The 20,451-nt window shown below is 41.6% G+C and carries 18 protein-coding genes; all 18 read right to left on the reverse strand.

The window, feature by feature from the left end; translation table 11 throughout:
- Nucleotides 1-179: 179 nt before the first annotated feature.
- Nucleotides 180-1,511: a branched-chain amino acid transport system II carrier protein gene (gene brnQ / locus EO115_RS08125; RefSeq protein WP_126938446.1), complete on the reverse strand. Its 1,332-nt coding sequence runs from the start codon at nucleotides 1,509-1,511 to the stop codon at nucleotides 180-182.
- 210 nt (nucleotides 1,512-1,721) lie between these two features.
- Nucleotides 1,722-3,725 carry a molybdopterin-dependent oxidoreductase gene (locus tag EO115_RS08130; RefSeq protein WP_240629000.1) on the reverse strand — a complete coding sequence of 668 codons (2,004 nt, stop codon included), beginning with the start codon at nucleotides 3,723-3,725 and terminating at the stop codon, nucleotides 1,722-1,724.
- Nucleotides 3,726-3,736: 11 nt separating this feature from the next.
- Complete coding sequence (locus EO115_RS08135) at nucleotides 3,737-3,964, reverse strand: hypothetical protein (protein WP_126938447.1); 228 nt, start codon at nucleotides 3,962-3,964, stop codon at nucleotides 3,737-3,739.
- A 266-nt stretch (nucleotides 3,965-4,230) separates the two neighbouring features.
- Nucleotides 4,231-4,665 carry a DNA starvation/stationary phase protection protein gene (locus EO115_RS08140; protein ID WP_126938448.1) on the reverse strand — a complete coding sequence of 145 codons (435 nt, stop codon included), beginning with the start codon at nucleotides 4,663-4,665 and terminating at the stop codon, nucleotides 4,231-4,233.
- A gap of 268 nt (nucleotides 4,666-4,933) precedes the next feature.
- Nucleotides 4,934-5,719 carry a sulfite exporter TauE/SafE family protein gene (locus tag EO115_RS08145; RefSeq protein ID WP_126938449.1) on the reverse strand — a complete coding sequence of 262 codons (786 nt, stop codon included), beginning with the start codon at nucleotides 5,717-5,719 and terminating at the stop codon, nucleotides 4,934-4,936.
- A gap of 3 nt (nucleotides 5,720-5,722) precedes the next feature.
- Entirely contained in the window at nucleotides 5,723-6,697 is a 975-nt protein-coding gene (locus tag EO115_RS08150; RefSeq protein ID WP_126938450.1) for a hypothetical protein, read from the reverse strand.
- A gap of 19 nt (nucleotides 6,698-6,716) precedes the next feature.
- Nucleotides 6,717-7,922 carry a DNA polymerase IV gene (gene dinB, locus EO115_RS08155; RefSeq protein ID WP_126938451.1) on the reverse strand — a complete coding sequence of 402 codons (1,206 nt, stop codon included), beginning with the start codon at nucleotides 7,920-7,922 and terminating at the stop codon, nucleotides 6,717-6,719.
- A gap of 1 nt (nucleotide 7,923) precedes the next feature.
- A complete protein-coding gene (locus EO115_RS08160; RefSeq protein ID WP_126938452.1) occupies nucleotides 7,924-8,274 on the reverse strand; it encodes a helix-turn-helix transcriptional regulator in 351 nt (116 codons plus the stop codon).
- 307 nt (nucleotides 8,275-8,581) lie between these two features.
- On the reverse strand, nucleotides 8,582-9,145 hold the full coding sequence (locus EO115_RS08165; protein WP_126938453.1) for a redoxin domain-containing protein: 564 nt from the start codon (nucleotides 9,143-9,145) through the stop codon (nucleotides 8,582-8,584).
- A gap of 149 nt (nucleotides 9,146-9,294) precedes the next feature.
- A complete protein-coding gene (locus tag EO115_RS08170; RefSeq protein WP_126938454.1) occupies nucleotides 9,295-10,536 on the reverse strand; it encodes a serine dehydratase subunit alpha family protein in 1,242 nt (413 codons plus the stop codon).
- A 126-nt stretch (nucleotides 10,537-10,662) separates the two neighbouring features.
- Nucleotides 10,663-11,781, reverse strand: coding sequence for an o-succinylbenzoate synthase (gene menC, locus EO115_RS08175; protein ID WP_126938455.1), 1,119 nt, complete (start codon nucleotides 11,779-11,781; stop codon nucleotides 10,663-10,665).
- Nucleotides 11,782-11,809: 28 nt separating this feature from the next.
- Nucleotides 11,810-12,640: a 2-succinyl-6-hydroxy-2,4-cyclohexadiene-1-carboxylate synthase gene (gene menH, locus EO115_RS08180; protein WP_126938456.1), complete on the reverse strand. Its 831-nt coding sequence runs from the start codon at nucleotides 12,638-12,640 to the stop codon at nucleotides 11,810-11,812.
- Between the two features lies 1 nt (nucleotide 12,641).
- Nucleotides 12,642-14,276, reverse strand: a complete 1,635-nt coding sequence (gene menD, locus EO115_RS08185; protein ID WP_126938457.1) for a 2-succinyl-5-enolpyruvyl-6-hydroxy-3-cyclohexene-1-carboxylic-acid synthase — start codon at nucleotides 14,274-14,276, stop codon at nucleotides 12,642-12,644.
- Nucleotides 14,277-14,294: 18 nt separating this feature from the next.
- On the reverse strand, nucleotides 14,295-15,437 hold the full coding sequence (locus EO115_RS08190) for an isochorismate synthase (RefSeq protein WP_126938458.1): 1,143 nt from the start codon (nucleotides 15,435-15,437) through the stop codon (nucleotides 14,295-14,297).
- Nucleotides 15,438-15,643: 206 nt separating this feature from the next.
- On the reverse strand, nucleotides 15,644-17,314 hold the full coding sequence (locus EO115_RS08195) for a sulfate adenylyltransferase subunit 1 (RefSeq protein WP_126938459.1): 1,671 nt from the start codon (nucleotides 17,312-17,314) through the stop codon (nucleotides 15,644-15,646).
- Nucleotides 17,314-18,213, reverse strand: a complete 900-nt coding sequence (gene cysD, locus EO115_RS08200; RefSeq protein ID WP_126938460.1) for a sulfate adenylyltransferase subunit CysD — start codon at nucleotides 18,211-18,213, stop codon at nucleotides 17,314-17,316. The genes EO115_RS08195 and cysD overlap by 1 nt, the downstream gene beginning before the upstream one ends.
- A 10-nt stretch (nucleotides 18,214-18,223) precedes the next feature.
- A complete protein-coding gene (locus EO115_RS08205; RefSeq protein ID WP_126938461.1) occupies nucleotides 18,224-18,538 on the reverse strand; it encodes a ferredoxin family protein in 315 nt (104 codons plus the stop codon).
- The gene (locus tag EO115_RS08210; protein ID WP_126938462.1) at nucleotides 18,522-20,390 is read right to left on the reverse strand and encodes an adenylyl-sulfate reductase subunit alpha; all 1,869 of its coding nucleotides are present in this window, start codon (nucleotides 20,388-20,390) and stop codon (nucleotides 18,522-18,524) included. Before EO115_RS08210 ends, EO115_RS08205 begins: the two co-directional genes overlap by 17 nt.
- Between the last annotated feature and the right edge of the window lie 61 nt (nucleotides 20,391-20,451).

Below are 20,451 nucleotides of genomic sequence, written 5' to 3' on the forward strand. Positions count from 1 at the left end.
AAGAATAGCGCTAGCTATTTAGATAGCTAGCGCTAAGAACTTCTTATATGAGCAGCCCCCACATTTGACAAAGAGCCCTTCTTTATATCTATAGATTCTAGGAACCTACACCATAAAGAAGACCATTCAGTAGACACTAAATAATTGTATTTATATATCAGATCATATGAAACTGTATTTTACTCAGCTTTCACCAACGCGCGATGGATCAATCCAATCACCAATCCTACGCCGCCGAACACGATCCAGTCCATGCCGATACCATGCATTGGCACTTGTGTCGCAAAGAATTGTCCAATGTTTCCAAGATCAACTTTTGCTGTTTCTAGACCAGATACAAGAGCTGTAATGAAGGTAGCCCCTACTGTCCACGCATACACACATTGACGGCCTTTGAACACTGGATCTAAGAAGGCTAGGAAAATCAATACGATGGCTAGTGGATACAAGAACATCAATACTGGGATGGCAGATGTAATGATCGTTTTCAAGCCAAACATGCCTACCCCTGTAGACACTACAGAGAATAGTACGGCATACCATTTGTAGGAAAGTCCACCGAATTGCGTACTGAAGTACTGTGCACAAGAAGTAACTAAACCGATACTTGTTGTTAAACAGGCTAACAATACAATAACCGCCAAGATCATAGCTCCTAACTCACCAAATAGTAAGCGTGCAGATTCTGCTAATACAGGAGCACCTGTTTCTAAGATACCCAGTTTTTCTACACTAGTTGCTCCTAAGCTAGCAATGAAAATATATACTAAGCCTAAGCAACCTACCGCAATTAAACCTGCTTTCAACGTTGCACTTGTAATTTCCGCTTTTGTTTTCGCCCCAGATAAAGTAACAAATTCGATGACCAAGATGCCGAATACGAACGAAGCTAATGCATCCAATGTATTATATCCATCTAAGATACCTTGTACAAATGCAGTACTGCTCATAGCATACATCTCGCTTGGTGTTGTATAGCCACCTAATGGAGTAATTAAAGATTTAATGATCAAAACAATGATAGCCAATAATAAAGCTGGTGTCAGTACTTTACCAATACGATTCACTAGCTTTTGTGGGTTAATGGATAACCATAATGTGAGCAAGAAGAATCCGATTAAGAAAATCATTTGAGTCGTTTCTGTGGCTGCACCACCTAAGAATGGTTTCATAGCTATTTCATAGGATACTGTACCCGTTCTAGGAATCGCAAATGCTGGGCCGATTGATAAATATAATGCCAATGTAAATAAGACCCCAAACACTGGATGCACACGGCTTGCCAAACTTTGTACGTTGCGACTACCAGAAAATCCCATAGCCATAACCCCTAATAAAGGCATGCCCACTCCTGTAACGATAAAGCCTAAAATAGCCCACCACACATTTGTGCCTGCATGTTGACCTAATGTAGCAGGGAAAATTAAGTTTCCTGCTCCAAAAAATAATGCAAAGAGCATAAGACCTATTGCGATATAGGCTCGCCCAGATAGTTGCGTATGATCTGACATAGTATCTCCTTTCAAATACACTCTATACTAACAAATATACACTATGTATAAACATTTTATGCTGTAGCTTTTATTATAGCTAATTATAGGCAAAATAAAAAGCCATTTCCACTAGGGAAAATGGCTTTCTCTATACCAATTATGCATATAATATCTTCCTATAATTGATAGACTATCTGCATGTATTAACTATAACTTTATGTCTCGGCATCAGTCACATGGCTCCACATTGACTTTCACATCATAGAAAGTGCTTCCCCAACCATAATCTGTAGGGCGTGAAGCTGTGAGGACATTTATTGTATGTTCTGTATCATGAGACTGTGATTGCCACCATACACCACAGCTAACAATGGTCCCTTTGGGAACTGTGTCATCAATGACTAAGGCAATGCGTAGTGAACCTCGTACATTGTACAAGCGGACAAACTGACTCTGTAATACACCTTTTCGTTCTGCATCTACCGGGTGCATGCGAGCCGTCATCATTGGCACATCTTCTTGTAGCTCACAGAAGGAAGAGTCTAAAATTCGTGGATCTGTACCATTAATCAGGAAAAACTCAGCCTCATCCCCATGGGCCTCACGATACACTGGATATGGCTCTTGTTCTAATGGATTATACAGCTCAATCTTACCAGATGGCGTTCCATATTCTAGTTTATAGGTGTCCGATAACTCCATGTCTACCAATTCACCTGCTAAGATTCTATCTTGTATCTCTGTTGGAATCGGAGCGTGACGCACAATATCTTCTATCATCTCTAACTCAGACATATCGAATACAGGATCCTCAATCTGCATGGCTTTGGCAATACTACAGATCGTATTCCAATTGGAACGACTTTCACCCACTGGAGGAATGGCCTGATACCCACATCCGATTGTGTAATGACCGTATGAATTATATATATCATTATGTTCTAACGATGTGGTGGCCGGCAAGATAATGTCTGCATATTTTGCTGTTTCCGTCATAAACCGTTCATGAACTACGGTGAACAAATCTTCTCGGGCTAATCCTTTACGCACCACAGTTTGATCAGGCGATGTAATAGCAGGATTACTGGAGTACACATATAAGGCCTTAATCGGTGGGTTCTCAGCTTCTGTTAACATAGGTCCCAACCGAATCATGGGGTTCAATCGAGTTTCTTTCTTCTGAAAGCGAGCCCAACTGATACGGCTCCCCCCTACAAATTGACTGCCAGATGTACTCGATAATAATCCACCACCTCGATGCAAATAGGCTCCCACTAAGGCAGGCAACGCCACAATACAGCGCACTGTGTTCGCTCCATTTCCATAACGAGACAAGCCACTACCCAATCGAATAAATGGTGCTACCGCTTGTCCATAAGCGCGAGCAAACTGAGCGATTCTCTCTTCAGGTACTCCTGTGATGCGTGCCACTTTCGATGGTGGATAGTCTGCGACTACTGTCTCCTGAAAGCCTTCATAACCTTGTACATATTGGTCGATAAACTCCCTATTAATGAATCCTTCACTAGCTAGCACATGGGCTACTCCTAGGGCAAAGGCTCCATCTGTACCTGGTCGCAAGATAATGACTTCATCTGCCAGTTTCGTAGTTTCTGTATAGTGCGTATCAATGACCCACAGTGTTGCACCTTTCTGTCGAGCTACTTTCACATCATGTAACACATGTACATCGGTAGCTACTGCATTGAGGCTCCATAAAATAACACAATCACTATCCTGCATATCTTGAGGTCGATTACCTAAAGTATTTCCCATCAAGCTATTCCAACCATATCGCTTCGCAGGAGAACAAATTCCTTTATCTTGTCGTGTAGCACCTAAGATGGCAAATAAAGGATCTCCTGCTCCTTTATGTAAAATGCCCATCGTCCCTGCATAAGAATAGGGCATAATGCTTTCAGAGCCATAGGTATCAATGCAGTGCTGAAATCTCTCTGCGATTTCCTGCAACGCTTCTTCCCATGTAATCGGCTCAAATTGCCCACTCCCCTTGGCCCCAATTCGTCGCAATGGCGTTTTGATACGGCCAATATGATGGACAGTCCTTTCGTAATGTTGCATTTTTTGGCACAAAGTACCACGGGTAAAGCTATGTGTTTTTAGACCCTGTACCTGTTGTAATTTGTCGTCCTCAATGATCAAGGTCAATCCACAAGCATCTGGACAGTCGTAGGGACATACTGATGTCCTTGTCTGTATGGGCTTTGTCATAAAGGTCCTCCTTAATCATCATAATCGTCAAAACTATCATAATCATCATAGTCATAGCCATGGTCCTCTACCAAATCTATGGCCTGTGACACATCATTTGACGTTCCCTCTTGTTGCACCATATCTAACAACTCATCCGAGTCCACTTCATTCACAAGCGTATCCATATCTTCTATGACAGACGTATCTTTATTGGATTCTATGGTCTGTAATTGTCCTCGTTGTAAAAAGCGATTCATGCATATCCCCCTATCTATTGTGTATCCCCTACTATTTCTATCTGTATTGTATCATCTTACACCTATTTTACAAAATTAAGCATTACTATACGTCACATATGTCTCGAAGCATATAACATATCCTATACACAAAAAAGAGCCCTCGCAGTATCTCTGCAAGGACTCTTTTGTATAGTATAGTTGTATAGTTAAAGTAGTGTTTCAGGATTTGTTATATCACATAGGATTGTAAGTTATATAAGTGATAAGAGGTTATACATCATAGCTTATGCTAATGTAGCACGTAAGAACCATAATTGTTTTTCATAATAAGCAATATGATCTTCCATGATAGCTACCAATCCAAAGTTACCTTCTTCATCAGCAGATTCACGAATCGCACGTGCTTCTTTGTTCAACAATTCAAAGTCTCCTTGTAAGAATTTATATACTTGTTCGACGGAGAATTTATTACCTGGTTCTTCTTTCAAAGATGCAATTTCCAAATATTTAGCCACATGTACCACTGGTTCTTCACCTTGCATTTTTACATGCTCTGCTACATCATCATAGTAATCAAATGCGATGTCATATACTTCTTCTAAGTATTTATGTGCAGGTACAAATTGAGAACCTGTTACATTGAAGTGGAAGTTGTGTAATTTGATGTTCCAAATTGCTAAGTTTGCAATATACTGATTAACTGCTTGTAAGTTTTTCATAGTAAAATCTCCTTTTCTTTAGTTTATTTTAGTAACAATTATTTTTACTAATTAATAATTATTATTTGTTATGTACATATCTTAGCACAATAGATTTCAAATTGCAATACCTTTTCATAAAATTTATCTATTTTTTTCGATATTGTTTTACGCAATAAAAAAGACTATAACAAAAGGGGCCCGAAGACACCTTTCATTCATATACTATAATTAGAACGTATCCCATTGACTTTCACATAAGTATGTACCACAATTCCCTAATGTGAAATCAAAACAACATATGAGATGTATAAATCAATCGTAATGCTAACGCACCAACGCCAATAGATAAACCAATCAAAATCGTTTTAGCTCGCAATCGCTTTGAAATATAGGCTCCTAATTGTCCACCCATAAGAGCGCCAATACCACAAGGAATGGCCACAGCAAATTGAATATGATCGGATAGGAAATGCGTTGTAGAACCTACAAATGTAGACGTAGCTAAAATAAAATGGCTCGTTGCTGTCGCCATATGTGTAGGGAAGCCCATAATATAGATTAAGGCTGGCACGTGAATCAATCCGCCACCAATGCCAAATAGACTGGAAATAAAGCCTACTACCATACTAATCAAAACACCCACAACTTTATTATAGGATAAGTCTTCTAATCCTAATTCCTCTTCTTTTCGTTCTCCTTTTTTCATGTTTTTATACCCAATAAAAACAGATATCATGAGTAAGAACGAGCCAAACCAGAACCGGAATCCGCTAGCATCAAAATACTCTGCTACATGCGCCCCAATAATAGACCCCGGGAACGTAGCAATACTGAATAAGATAGCTGCACTATAGAGCACTTTTTTCTGACGTACATAGGCAATAGTACCAGATACGGCATTACAAGTAACGGTAAATAAAGATGTGCCCACCACCATCGCTGGTGTCCATTCCGGGAAAAAATACAAGAATACAGGAACAAAAATAATGCCTCCCCCTGCACCAATAATTGTTCCTAAAGCTGCCACAGCAACCCCTAATAATACAAATCCTAAGATTCCTATTATATCCATACCCTACTCCTCCTTAGATAGTTCTGTAAAGCGATCTAGTTTATGCTTTTTAAAAATAGCTTTTGCATCTCGCTTCGCCGCTTTTTTCTCTGCTTTTTTAGCTACTTTTTCTAGCACTTTTTCTGTCCATGCATCGCCATGCTCTTCCACATATCGTTCCCACTTGGATAGTTTTTTAGCCCACTTCGCAATAGAAGTATCCTTCTTTTTAGATTTCGACTTATCTTTGATTTTTTCCTTCTTGTCCTTCTTTTTCTTCTTTTCTTGTTTCACAATGCAACATTTTTCTCGTTCTTCTGGAATCGGAGAATCTTCTGTACAATGCTTACATCGTTTTTTCTTGTGCTCCTTATTCAGCTCGACAGGCTCTAATTCGCACTCTTCCACGATAGGTTCCACAGCCATCTCCGTGGCAACCAGTTCTACAGGCTCTACTGGATCAACAGATGCAACTGGTGTAACTGGCTTCTCGGCTGTAGCAGTTTCTACTTTTGATTTTGAGGAAAACCCAAAGAAATTTAGCAATGACCATCCACTAGACTCGCTCTCTGTAGGTGGTGTAGGTTCTACCTTTTCTAGGGTCACTACCTCCTCTTTTGGGGCGCCTTCCTCCTGAACCATACCTAATGCAACACCTACATCATAGCCTTCTACACCTTCATGCATAGGAATATCTGCACTTATCCCTGCTACATCTTGTGTGCCATCTAGTTCAGAAATTGTTTCAAATAGATAATGGTTGCTTATTGTTTCTTGTAACACTTGGACTTCTTCCCATTGTTTTCCTAAGACAGCTAACGTATGGGCAAAGACCTCTAAGTCTTCGATGACTTCCATAGCCGCCTCTGTTGATTCCAAGTGATTCGTTTCCCAATATGCAACATATTGCTGTTGCAATTCTTTACAACGATTATAGTTTTCTTGTATGGATACCAAGATACGCTCGATTTCTTTCGTCTCTAGTATGTATTGATTCATACGATACCTCCCTCGATATTTATGAGTCTTGTTCTGTAGGGTCAGATGGTGTTTCATCCGTCATCTGCTGCTTTCGCTTCCATAAGGCCCCTGTGGTGACTACGGCCTCCCCAAACCGTTCTTCCAATGCATCTAATGTGCTAGCCAATACATCCGGCTCTTCCTCTGCACTATGAAAGAGTGATTCTTGTTCTACACTCTTGTGAAAGCCACTCACCGTAATGCCCAACAATCGAAATGGACCCTGTACATTAAGTTTATTATATAATACAGTCGCCACGTCATACAATACATCTTCTCGATCGGTCTGGTACGACAACCGTTTCTGTCTCGTCTTTGTCGTAAAGTCGGGGAATCGCACCTTAATAGCAATCGTATTCCCTTTTAACCCCTTCTGGCGCAATCGTTTTGCTACATGATGCGCAAAATATCGCCATTCTCTATCAATCTCTTCCGGATCAATGAGATCTCTTTCATAGGTCAATTCATTACCAACAGATTGCAATTCACGATTCCATTCAATAGGACGGTGGTCGATCCCTTTAGACAACAAATAGATGCGTTCACTTTGCTGTCCACAATAGGGTTCTAGTTCGTGAAAGCTTTCCAAGCTGGCAATATCTCGTATCTGCTGAAACCCACCTCTTCGTAAGGCTTCTTCTGTATGAGATCCTACCCCCCATAGTCGACGCACCGGAAGATGTGCAATATGAGCTGACTCTTGACCATGAGGAATAATATATAAACCATCTGGCTTTTTCAAGTCAGATGCTAATTTAGCCAAAAATTTATTGGGCCCAATGCCCACGGAAGCGATAAGTCCTGTGCGTTCAAAAATTTGTTCTTTCACAGCGCGCCCTACTGCCATGGGCGTTGGATAGAGTTTGCCTAAACCAGAGATGTCCAAAAATGCTTCGTCCAAAGAAATCGGCTCTAAATACGGACTAAATCGATGTAGTACCTCGTGAATCTGATCAGATACTTCGTGATACCTGTCAATCCTTGGCAACAGATAGATTCCCTCAGGACATAACCTGCGCGCTTTTCCAATTGGCATAGCCGACCGAACCCCAAAGGCCCTCGCTTCATAACTGCAGGTAGCCACTACCCCACGTGAAGAAAGGCCACCCACAATAACGGGGTGACCTTGTAATTCAGCATTATCATGTTGTTCTACAGAGGCAAAGAAAGCATCCATATCCACATGCATAATCCATCGCTTCATGTTATTCTGCCGCCGCCTGTGGAGCATCCTCAATGCGGCAGTATTTGATTTGTGCGCAGATGCACTCATCTTTTGTTTTGTATAACTCTGGCAAGAATTTAACTAATGCATCAAATGCTTCTTCATCGATGGAGTATCTTGTCCATAGACCACTGCGCACAGAGTTCACAATGCCTGCATCAATTAAAATTTTCATGTGATAGCTAAGTGTAGATTGAGATAATTCAAAACTTGCTAATATATCACAAGCACATAATTCATTACAAGATAACATATCTACAATGTGTAATCTCGTCTCATCACTTAGAGCTTTAAAGATTGCTGCCAATCGTTCATATGTAACTTCTACCATACTCATTCTCCTATGCTCTTTCTATTTGTAACCTTACAAGTCTATTATATACAAAATTTCAAACTAAATCTAATACTTTAAATGTAGAAAGGATGCTTTTTAGTTATAGCTCTATATCTTTTACGAAAGATAAAAACGACAAAGCTTTGCTTTGCCGTTTTTATGGGAAGTAAAGGATCTAAGATGTGTTCTTAGGAGAGTTTACAAATATAGTCAACATACTAAGTCTATGGAAATGCAGTAGCGGAGAGTCGAGAGAGGGAGATGATTCTCCAACATTTCCCGTCGAATTAGTTGTTTATTAACATTAGATTTTGCCAACTAAGCCAAGATCTTCAGGATTTAATGTTTTGTCACCTGGAGTCCATTTAGCTGGGCACACTTCGCCATGTTTTGCAACAAATTGGCAAGCTTGTACTTTACGTACTAATTCAGCTGCGGAACGACCTACGCCCATGTCACAGATTTCTGCGGAGCGAACAATACCTTCTGGGTCTACTACGAAAGAACCACGGTATGCTTGGCCATCTTCTTCAGAGAATGTATCAAAGAAGTCAGCTAATTCATGTTTAATATCGGATATCATTGTGTATTCGATTTTATTGATAGTAGGAGATGCATCAGACCATGCTTTATGAACATAGGCAGAGTCAACGGATACGGAGAATACTTCCACGCCTAACTCTTGCAATTGTGCATATTGATCTTGTAAATCTGCCAGCTCTGTTGGGCAAACAAATGTGAAGTCTGCTGGATAGAACACAAATACACTCCATTTACCTTTGATATCTTCGTTAGTTACTTGGATAAGTTCAGGTTTACGGAACGCTTCTAATTTGAATGCTGGTAGTTGTTTACCGATGATTGCCATGATCAAATCTCCTTTTATTACTATACCATGTATATACTAGAGCTTATACATAAGCTACATACATACTTAATTTACTCTATTATCATACACCACACTTCAAAAAAAATCAATATAGAATTATTCTCATTATCTATACCAAAAATGCATACCTACTTTTCTAACATCGTTTCTAGAATAACTACATCTGTTTCTTTCATACCTTCACGGGCAATTGTAGCAACAGTTTGCACCGTATCGTCGATGGTCTCTTTTACAATTCCTTGCCCCGCTTTAAAGCTATTTTTCGTTTTAGCCTGCGTGTAGGCGAGTAATGAATTACCTAAAGACATACCAATCTTCATAGCACAAGAAGCTTTTGCCCCATCACAAACAACACCAGAAGTTCCTGCCAATGCATTCGATAGCGTTTCCCACACAACTTCTTTCGATTCTTTCATTAAAAATGCTACTCCTGCAGCTGTAGCGGATGCTGCACTCACCACACCACAGTAGGCACTGAGGCGACCGATATATTGTTTGATGTATAACGCCAATACATTGGCTAATGCTAAGGATCGTAATGTATGATCTCTAGGCACATCATATTCTTTAGCATACATCATGATAGGTACCGATAAAGTAATTCCTTGGTTTCCACTGCCACAGTTAATCATGACAGGCATAGAACACCCGTCCATACGCGCATCGGATCCTGCTGCTGCATAGGCCCTGGCCTTATCTGCGATAGACGTAGAATTGGAAATAATTAACTTGCCAATATTAGAGCCATAATTGTTTTTCATGCCTTCTTCGGCAATGGCCATATTCAAATCTAATTGGGGCCCTAAAATATCCTCTAATTCTGCAGCATCTACAGTCATAGCAAATTCATAGCAAGAATCAAAGCAAAGCTCCACACTATGTTTTGTCACTTCTTCTGGCGTCAACGCAATCAACACCTGTCCATCTTTTTCTGCATAAGAAATCGTGGTATGTGTATTTTGCACAATCACCTTTGACGTATGCTCTCCGGCAGTAGCCACCACTTCAATATATAAGTTTTCTACGCCTTCTGCTAACTCAATGGAGCAAAAGTCTGCTGCGAACAATCGATCTGCTGTTACCACTTGTTCATGAGTCACATCTTCCAGTACTTCTAATTCTTTTTCAGCGGTTCCTACTAAGGCACCTAGAATTAAACTGTAATAAATACCTGTACGACCTTCTGAATTAGGGATCGTCACACTTTTTGCATTTTTGATGATATTCCCACTCAAACGACCATGAATGTGGTCTGGTGTGACTCCTAATAATTCTGCTGCTTTTGCCGATGCAAAAGCAAGTGCAATGGGTTCTGTACACCCAAAGGCAGGTTTAACCTCCCGTTTCAATAATTCTATATAGTCTTGCATAAGTCCTCCTCATATTGACTGACTCGCCAACGTTGTATCTATATGAAGATTTTATTATAACACAATTGATACAATCCTATCATCTATACTATATGCGCTTCATAGGAAAAGCCGTATCTTACGTTCCTATGCGGTCCATATTTTGCGATTCACACAGTATTTGTCTAATACCGCTTCATCTATAGCCGCACCAAGACCAATTCCTCTCGGCACTTTCATAATCCCTTCGGTAAAAGCAAGGTATGGATCTGTGAGATCTTCCTGAAAGTATCGCAAAGAATCTGACAAATCTCCTGCCATATACGAATCGCCCAAGGCTGCCAGCTGCACATGTAGCAATTTAGAAATACTCGATTCTACCATGGAGCCAATCCAATAAGAAATACCTTGGTCTCGGCAATATTCTATGGCGCGCGCGACCTGTTGTAGCCCTCCTAAACGTCCTACTTTGACATTTAATACATCTAGCAACTGATGTGTCCCTGCATAGACTAATGCATCATAAGACAAAATAGATTCATCCAAACAAATAGGCGTTGTGATACCCCAATGATCTGCAAGGTCAGCTTTAAACGCAGCATATTCCTCTAAGCTCTGTATCTGAAAGGGCTCTTCTAGGCAAGCCAAGCCCAATGTATTATAGGATCGTACTGCATCAATCTCCGCATAGGAATAACTTTGATTTGCATCCGCTGCTACTATCATGTCAGGAAATGCTTGTCGCACTAAGGATACTCGTTCATATCCATCCTTAGGTGATACTTTTAATTTAATCCGCCTACATCCTTGTTCTACATAGGTAGACACCGTATCAACGATAGTATCTAAGGGTACCTCTCCGATGACAACTCCCATCGGAATCGAATCGCTCAATGGTTGCCCCATCACATATTCCACTGTATTCACACCCAATTGGGCACATTTCACGTGAAACAAGGCATTTTCTATGGCGGCTACTGTCATAGGTGTTCTCTCTCGAAGCCATTCCACAATCTGGTTTGTTTGCACTGCCTGTCCTATGAGATTAGGGATATATCGTTCACATAGATCATACCAACAAGATGCCACCGTTTCCGATGTATAAAAAGGATCCACAAAAGCTACACATTCTCCATAGCCAACATGGCCTTTAGCATCTTCTATGCGCAAGATGAGCGTATCCCGTACACTAACTTCCCCTTTCGCTGTTTTGAACGTAAACCGCATGGGCATTTGTAAATGATACAATGTTATTCTTTGAATCATAGTTTACCTATTTCTGTGTATCCAGTCACTACACATCCAAAAACTCTTTGACTATGCACATATACTGACAAGGCTTTTCTACATGAACATTATGACCAGCTCCTAGTACCACATGATGAGCATGCGCAAAATACTGTTTACCAATCTCTGTATATTTTGTATCGAGTTCTCCACTGATATAACATATGGGCATAGTCAATTCTTGCAGCCGATGCCCCACATAGGGCATCACTCCTTGTCCACTGCCTTCTAATGTGAAAGCCAATGCATGAGGACTATTCTGTAGTCGTCGGTGTTGTATACGGTTTTGCACTGCATTCGGTAATATGTATTGGGATTTAAATATATCCAACTTTGCCCAGGTCTCAGCAAACCACTCGATAGTCTGCTCTCGTATCCGCTTCCCTAAGGCCACATCCGCTTCACGTCGTTCGAATCGCTCTACTGTGTCCGCAATACCTACAGATCCACTTTCTAGGATTAATTTTGTCACCTCTAGGGGGTGTTCCAAGGCATAGAGTAAAGCAATCCTAGCCCCCATGGAGTAGCCTAACAGAGCATAGCTTTCACCGGCTAGAGCATATACAATACGATGTATGTCTAATAGCATTTGAGACATTGTATAGGCTCCTACTTCTGTAGGCCTAGACGATGTGCCATGACCAATCAAGTCAATGCGAATCATTCGATATCCATCTACATGAATCCCATCCCAAGTAGTTCCAGACTCTGAAAATCCATGTACACAAACCAAAGGTTTACCATCCCCTACAACAGTCACGCCATAGTGATAGTCTCCAAAGTTCATTTGTATTCTTTTTATATCCAATGGTCTTATATCTTGAATGACACAACCCATATTACTTCACCCGATATACCTTATGTAACTCCCGACTACCTTCTTTTGAGGTAGGAATTTCAATGATATGTATGCCTTCTCGTCCAATATACGTATTCATCGCTTCTTCTAATTCTGCATTCGTTGCCACTTTCACATAATCCAAGCCATACATCGTAGCTAATCCACTGTAATCGATACCTTGTGGTGTATTGAAAAGGTAATCGAAATCATCCGCTCCTTTTTGTGGCAAATATTGGAAAATACCGCCCCCATCATTATTATGCAAGATAATCGTCAAGTTCATACCATGTGTTTTACCAATAGCCAACCCATTGAGATCATGAAAGAAACTCAAATCTCCTGTCACCATCACTGTAGGCTTACCATTTGTACTTAAGCCTAAGGCCGTCGATACAGTACCATCTATACCATTCGTACCTCGATTTCCATAGATTTTCGCTGTAGAACGACCACTGGCCCAATAATAATCCATATCTCGAATAGACATACTATTGGCTACCAGTAGCTGACCGTCTGCTGGCATGAGTGTTTGCAACATATGGATGGTCCGTCCTTCAAACAGATTCGGTTCCACCCCTACTGCATCTAACTGACGACGGCTATTTACCTCTATCTCTTGCCACATCGCATAGTACTCTCTATCCGCCTGAATAGCTGTAAGTCTATGTAGAAATACATCCATATTGGCCATGACATGGATAGTAGTAGTCAAACTTGGGTTCAAGGACTCTGCTGTAGGACTAACCACAATATACTCAATGCCATCTAAAGCCGCCATCCATTGCTGAATCCGTTTCGATACAGGAATTTGACCTAATTGAATGACTACATCTGGACGCAACTGTTCTTTCATAGACTCATGTACCAATACAGAATCATAGGTGCTAATGGCCTCTTCGAACTGTCGTAGATTCGATAGAGGATCCCCTATGACTACAGCACCTATGGCATTCGCAAATTCCATAACTTCTCGCGGTTGTGTAATAGACGGTCCCCCTAATACAAGTACTTTCTTACCTTCTAGTACAGGCCCTAACTCACGAATTGTATCTTCTGTTACTAATCGAAAGGCCTTGCTACTACGGCCCCTAGTAAAATACGAGCTATCTCGTTCTGGCACCAATGGTTCAAATAGAGGTACGTTGATGTGAACAGGACCTTCCTTATGATTTTTAGCATGCAAATACGCACGTCGTGCCACTTGGCGAGGATAGGTGTAATAGTGACTTTCACTAGGTACAGATAATTCCTCATAATAGTTCACCGCAGTGCCAAAATATTTCTGCTGATCAATTGTCTGAGGAGCTCCCACATTCTGTAATGTGTACGGCCGATCTGCAGACAGAATGATCATAGGAATACCACCATGTTTCGCCTCTACCACAGCAGGGCCATAGTGCGTCAAAGCCGAGCCAGACGTGCATACCAATACCGCCGGCTCTCCGTGCGCTTTGCCAATTCCTAAGGCCATAAATCCTGCTGATCGTTCATCTATATTCATATATGTTTGAAAGCCACCATGGCTTTGAAAGAGCATAGCCAATGTAGTAGACCTGGAACCAGGACTAAATACAGCGTGGCGCACACCTAACTGGTATAGCTCATCCACTAAGGCTGCTATGTATTCATTCATACTCTATCTCCTATACGATTACAATGCATCCAGTATGGTTCCCATTTTATTAATCGTCTCTTCGTATTCTTCATCACTATTGGACTCACTCACAACGCCACAACCAGCATACGCATAGAGGTGATGTCCTACAATAAGAGCTGAGCGAATAGCGACTACTAAAATGCCATCTCCCATATCTTTCATAAATCCAAATGGCGCTGCGTACATACCACGTTCATGGGCCTCATACTTCGCTAATAAGTCCATAGCCGCCTCTCTTGGTTCACCACCAAGGGCAGGTGTAGGATGCAATAGCTGTCCCCATTCAATGAGCGATTTCGTACTATCTTTGGCAGTAATAATCGTCCGTAGATGATACAACCGCGACAACTCCATAATCCCCGTCTCTCCTACAGAGATCTCATCTGTCACTTGGCGCATCGTATGTACAATACGATCTCGTACAATTTCATGTTCCACGCGATTTTTATGATCCCCCAAGAAACGCTCTTTCGTCCATGCTTTGGGTCCGAATTTAGGAGCCGTTCCTGCCAAGGCATAACTAAGGATTTCATTTCCACGGTGGCGCACCAAAATTTCTGGAGATGCCCCTACAAAAGTACGACCATCCTTTTCATATCCAAAAATGAAACAGTTTGGATTATTTTCTACCAATCGATCCAAGATACTCACTACCTGATAGGGTGTAGGACTCGTAAACTCTACTTCACGAGACGATACTACCTTCGTCATCTTTCCTGCATGAATAGAGGTTAAAATCGCATCCATCAACGTATCCCAGTCTTGTTTATCATCGCTTGTTTCCGTATACGTATGATCGACTCTAGTAATCCTATGCCGTTGAATCTCAACGGCATCACCGGCATGAAGGTAAAAGGATTCTCCATTTTCAACAATATAATAATGTGTGAACGCCACCATTTCATGGCCCATATCTTTCCATTTTTCATCTTTTACTGTAGGAAAGAAAGTCCCCCCATAAAACACATAGGCATAATTCTTTCTCTCTTCATCATCTTTCACAACAGCTAATCGCTTCGCTCCTACAACAACTCTATCACTTTGACGGTCTACCCAAAAGACACGCTCTTCCCCTTCAAAATTTAGCCAAAATTCCAAAGGGTTGTCTAGTTGTAATGGCACCTTCTTATAGTTCATAATACTCCCTTATATCGAATACTCAGTTTCAGACTTACATTTTTCCACTTGCATTGAAATACTAAGTCTATCTATACACTCTATCGCTTCATACACTTCGTCTCTTGATTGCGACATATCACTCTTGTATTCAATTATACCACTGAACGACATCCCCTACTAGACACAATCCTAGGCATAGAAAAAGCGCCCGAAGGCGCTAATATCTATTTTTTGAAAGCAATATGGCGATAGCTTGTAAAGTTCAACCACTTCCCGAAAGTATCATTTAAGTTTTTAGAATCTTCAATATCTGCTAAGAATTGAGTATATTCTTCGCCAGAGTGTACTTGAATACCAAATCCACGACCGTTTAGCAATGGCACTCCTTGGTACGTATACTCACGCAATGGAGCGATGGCTGTGATGACACCATCTCGCACAGAAATATAGACTTTATCACGTAGAATCAAGATATCAAAAGTACTTGGATATCGGTAACTATCTCCTGTAAGAGTAATCGCATCACCCACATGGTATGTGGCACATTCCGGTCTTACTTTATCTACTGTTAACCCTTCCACATCATAATAAAACTCTTCAAAAATATCGCCACGACCACGAACAGTATCACCAATAAAGGTGTACAGTTCCTCTCCTTTGTCGAGGGTATCTTGAATCACACCGCAAGCCGCTGTCATATGGCTTACACGGTCGATAAGGATGAACTCGCCCAATGTTTTATGCTTGGTGAAAGTATCTACTACTATTGGCTCTTGTAAGGTCAAGACACAACGAGCAATTTCATTTTTGCTCAATCCATCGCGCTCCACATGATCGCCTGTGTTCACATCGACAGCATAACGGATTTTGCTCACCACCCCAGATACTAGTTTTGTACCTGCCATGATAAGGTATTCCCTACCTTCTTGTAAGGTGATGTCATCCATCCATAGTAATGTCGTTTCTAGCTTCGCACTGACCTGTAACTCTGTGCCATTCACAATAACGCAACCACGAGATACGTCTACTTCACGGTCTAATTGAATAGTCACCGCTTCCCCTGTATGAATTTCCTCAACAGAGTCAAATCCTCGAATTAAAGATTTCACCACTGCCGTTTCACCGCTTGGCAAGACGCACACTGTGTCATTCACACGAAGAGTACCACTTTCCACTTGACCTTGGAACCCTCTAAATGTATGGTCTGGTCGTGATACACGTTGTACTGGCAAATAGAAGCCTTCTTCTTCAAAAGCTTGGATATCTACTGTTTCTAAATGTCCCAGTAAGGTATTGCCCTTGTACCAAGGCATGTGTGGAGAATGTACTGTAATATTATCTCCCTCTGTAGCCGATACAGGAATAATAGCAATGTCCGCCAGTTGCAATTCTTGTTGTAATGCTTGGATATCTGCTTGAATCTCTTGGTATCGACTTTCACTATAGTCCACCAAGTCCATTTTATTCACTGCAAAGATGAAATGTTGGATACCCATTAAGGCGCAGATACGAGCATGACGACGTGTTTGCACCAACACACCTTGCTTCGCATCCACCAGAATGATAGCTAAGTCAGCAAAGGAGGCTCCCACCGCCATATTGCGAGTATATTCTTCATGACCTGGTGTATCCGCCACGATAAAGCTGCGATGGTCCGTTGTGAAATAGCGATACGCCACATCGATGGTGATGCCTTGCTCACGCTCTGCCATCAAACCGTCTAGCAACAAGGAATAGTCAATTTTACCACCACGGCTGCCTACCTTACTTTCCAGTTCAAGGGCTTCCTTTTGGTCAGCATATAATAATTTGGAATCGTATAAGATATGTCCAATCAATGTAGATTTTCCGTCATCTACACTGCCACATGTAATGAATTTCAATAAATTTTTCATTAGAAATAGCCCTCCCGTTTACGTCGTTCCATGCTGCCTGCCGCTTCACTATCGATGACCCGTGTAGTTCGTTCAGAGGATACGGCACTCAATGTTTCTTCGATGATTTCATCTAAAGTAGTCGCATTCGATTCAATGCCACCTGTTAATGGATAACAGCCTAAGGTACGGAATCGAACTAATTTATTTTCTACTGTTTCCCCTTCTTGTAAGCGGAATCGTTCATCGTCAACCATGATTAAGTTTCCATCTCGTTCTACCACTGGTCGTTCTGCTGCAAAATATAATGGTACAATGTCGATATGTTCTCGTTTGATATATTGCCAAATATCTGTTTCTGTCCAGTTAGAGATAGGGAATACACGCATACTTTCCCCTTTGTTGATTTTGGTGTTAAACAGTTTCCACATTTCTGGACGTTGGTTCTTTGGATCCCAAGCATGTTGCTCATTTCTGAAAGAAAAGATACGTTCTTTCGCACGAGATTTTTCTTCATCTCGACGACCGCCACCAAAGGCTGCATCAAAGCCATATTTATCCAACGCTTGTTTTAACGCTTGTGTTTTCATAATATCTGTGTAGGCCGCACCAGAGTCGAATGGATTAATACCACGATCTACTCCGTCCTGATTGATGTACTCTAGCATTTCGATGCCTAGTTTCTTCGCTACATTGTCACGAAACTCAATCATCTCTTTGAACTTCCAAGTGGTGTTCACATGTAAAAATGGGAATGGCGGTTTTGCTGGATAAAAAGCTTTCATTGCCAAATGCAGCATCACCGAACTATCTTTCCCGATGGAGTATAGCATCACTGGGCTTTCACATTGTGCAGCTACCTCACGAATAATATATATAGCTTCCGCTTCTAATTCATCTAAATGAGAGAATTGACTCATATTAACCTCCTTAATAGGCATTACTTTCTTTTGCATTTACTGTAATTCGCTGCACAGTGCCGTCTATTTTCGTAATATCCCAATGCAGCAAATGACCTTCTGTTGTTACCACCATCGTAGCCCCTTTACCACCCATATCTTCTCCTAGGAAAAAGGAAATGGCTCCTACAGGACATTCTTTCACGCAAGACACGCAACCCCAACAATCGGAGGGGTAGGCGATGTAGGCTTTCTTCGCCTCATCTTTGTAGATCAATGTCCCTGGGCATACTTGTTGGCATCTACCGCAACCGATGCAAGTATCCTTATTAATTTGTATGCTCATAAGTATCCCCCTTTTCTACTAGTGGCCGTCGAAAGACCTGAAATCCGCCATCCTGATATACGGAGTTCACATACACCAATCCCTCATCGCTACAATTCGGGTAATCACCATGTTCTCCAAAGCTGTGCCAACGCGTTTCCTTACGCTCTCCTAAATGAGCCACTAAAGCTCGGGCTACCACAATGCGATCTCGCAGTTCATAGAGGTAGGACAGTTCATGTAAGGTATTGGCTTGTAATTGTTCTACGTCTTTGGCTAACACTTCTAATTTTGATTTCGCAATGCCTAAGCTTTCCTCTGTGTATTTGTAGGCTTGGCTGATACCACCGGCGTAGACATCCATAATGTCTTGCAATTTCTGTTCTTGCGCCTCGATACAAGCTAAACTATAACTACCTTTAGCATGGACGTCTTCAGCACTATTATTTGTGCCATTTTGTTCAGCACTATCGTTAGATCTGGTTTGTACAAAGTCAGCATTGGTATTAACTGCTACAAATTCGTCTCTCATATGGGTTGGTAGGTTGCTATCATTGATACGGCTTATGCCAGCATCTCCGTTAGCCCCCATTTGTGAAGTATATCGCTTCACGATAGCATCAATGGTTTCCTTATACCATGGTTCATTTCCTACAGACGATACTTCCCCTTGCTCTTGGTATCGTCGCACAATCTCATCTCCTGCAATTTCTCCTTCTGCTAAGGCACCTGTGACATATTTTTGAGGTGCTCCCCCTGCCACATCGCCCGCAGCAAATAGATTTGTAATGGTCGTTTCTCTATGCGTATCGACCCAGTAACCGCTCGCCGTATGACCGCCTACAATGTATGGCTCTGTGCCTTCAATTTCTACATTTTCTGTGGCAGGTCCTTGACCACGTTCTACCCAACGCAACGTTTGGCTTGGTGCCATGTTGAGGTAGGCTTTCAGAAGGTCTTGCTCTTGATCTGGAGAAATCCCCTTCGTCCCTAAATAGCAAGGGCCTCTTCCTTCCACCTGTTCTTGTACAGTACCATACACACGTTGTGAAGTAGTGATACCGTATACACTTTCATAGTTCTCGCCAAGACCGTTAATTTGTTTCGCTCCTACCCCTTGGGCGATGGTCCCGGTAGGTGCGATAGTATCCTTACAACGAAGGGCAATGAACCGCATCTCTAAAGTGGTCATCTCCGCCCCTTGCAAGATACCCATAGCATAGCCCGCCCCTGTATTAAACGGGGAATACCACATTTTATGACGAGAGAAACCCGGATTGTTAGGCTTATACACCCCAGAGGCACCGCCAGTAGCACAAATTACATAAGTGGCTTCAATCTCATAGATGGTCCCCGTTTCCTTATGAAAGCCCACAGCGCCATAGATACGATTGTCTTTCACGATGTAGTCGGTGATGACTAGTTGGTTAATAATTTGACAATTCTCCAAAGATTCCACAGCACTAGCCAAAATAGGCTTAATATTTTCACCATTGATTTTAATATTTCGATTCCCACGAGCTACGTAATTACCTTGGTCATCTTTCAAAATCACTAGGCCTAACCGTTCTAACTCATGGACCGTTCCATTCACTCGTTCGCACATAGTACGCAACAAGTCATCTCGTACAATGCCCTCTGCATCCTTCGTGGCATAGTCCACATAATCTTGGACTGTTCGATTTGGCAAAATATAACAGTTGATGGCATTCACCCCTGCCGCCAAACAGCCGCTTCGTTTAATATGAGCCTTCTCTGCCACGATGATATGGGCGTCACTAGCTCTTCCTATCGTTAACGCTGCATAACAACCGGCCGTCCCTCCACCGATAATTAGCACATCTGTACGCAGTCGTTCTTTCTTTCCTAACATCCTATGCACCCTTTCTTTCCTGTGTATATACCCTTGTATATATTGTTTCTGTTCTATCTAT

Origin of the sequence: Veillonella sp. CHU740 (assembly GCF_003992055.1) — a bacterium.
In the GTDB taxonomy this organism is placed as follows: Bacteria; Bacillota; Negativicutes; order Veillonellales; family Veillonellaceae; genus F0422.

What these genes read in the sequence shown, in the direction of transcription:
- menD (WP_126938457.1), bottom strand. Translation starts at nt 14,276, where the DNA reads ATGAATGAATACATAGCAGCCTTAGTGGATGAGCTATACCAGTTAGGT.
- EO115_RS08205 (WP_126938461.1), bottom strand. Translation starts at nt 18,538, where the DNA reads ATGAGCATACAAATTAATAAGGATACTTGCATCGGTTGCGGTAGATGC.
- cysD (WP_126938460.1), bottom strand. Translation starts at nt 18,213, where the DNA reads ATGAGTCAATTCTCTCATTTAGATGAATTAGAAGCGGAAGCTATATAT.
- EO115_RS08170 (WP_126938454.1), bottom strand. Translation starts at nt 10,536, where the DNA reads ATGCAAGACTATATAGAATTATTGAAACGGGAGGTTAAACCTGCCTTT.
- EO115_RS08190 (WP_126938458.1), bottom strand. Translation starts at nt 15,437, where the DNA reads ATGAACTATAAGAAGGTGCCATTACAACTAGACAACCCTTTGGAATTT.
- EO115_RS08210 (WP_126938462.1), bottom strand. Translation starts at nt 20,390, where the DNA reads ATGTTAGGAAAGAAAGAACGACTGCGTACAGATGTGCTAATTATCGGT.
- menH (WP_126938456.1), bottom strand. Translation starts at nt 12,640, where the DNA reads ATGGGTTGTGTCATTCAAGATATAAGACCATTGGATATAAAAAGAATA.
- dinB (WP_126938451.1), bottom strand. Translation starts at nt 7,922, where the DNA reads ATGAAGCGATGGATTATGCATGTGGATATGGATGCTTTCTTTGCCTCT.
- EO115_RS08135 (WP_126938447.1), bottom strand. Translation starts at nt 3,964, where the DNA reads ATGAATCGCTTTTTACAACGAGGACAATTACAGACCATAGAATCCAAT.
- menC (WP_126938455.1), bottom strand. Translation starts at nt 11,781, where the DNA reads ATGATTCAAAGAATAACATTGTATCATTTACAAATGCCCATGCGGTTT.
- EO115_RS08130 (WP_240629000.1), bottom strand. Translation starts at nt 3,725, where the DNA reads ATGACAAAGCCCATACAGACAAGGACATCAGTATGTCCCTACGACTGT.
- EO115_RS08195 (WP_126938459.1), bottom strand. Translation starts at nt 17,314, where the DNA reads ATGAAAAATTTATTGAAATTCATTACATGTGGCAGTGTAGATGACGGA.
- brnQ (WP_126938446.1), bottom strand. Translation starts at nt 1,511, where the DNA reads ATGTCAGATCATACGCAACTATCTGGGCGAGCCTATATCGCAATAGGT.
- EO115_RS08160 (WP_126938452.1), bottom strand. Translation starts at nt 8,274, where the DNA reads ATGGTAGAAGTTACATATGAACGATTGGCAGCAATCTTTAAAGCTCTA.
- EO115_RS08165 (WP_126938453.1), bottom strand. Translation starts at nt 9,145, where the DNA reads ATGGCAATCATCGGTAAACAACTACCAGCATTCAAATTAGAAGCGTTC.
- EO115_RS08150 (WP_126938450.1), bottom strand. Translation starts at nt 6,697, where the DNA reads ATGAATCAATACATACTAGAGACGAAAGAAATCGAGCGTATCTTGGTA.
- EO115_RS08145 (WP_126938449.1), bottom strand. Translation starts at nt 5,719, where the DNA reads ATGGATATAATAGGAATCTTAGGATTTGTATTATTAGGGGTTGCTGTG.
- EO115_RS08140 (WP_126938448.1), bottom strand. Translation starts at nt 4,665, where the DNA reads ATGAAAAACTTACAAGCAGTTAATCAGTATATTGCAAACTTAGCAATT.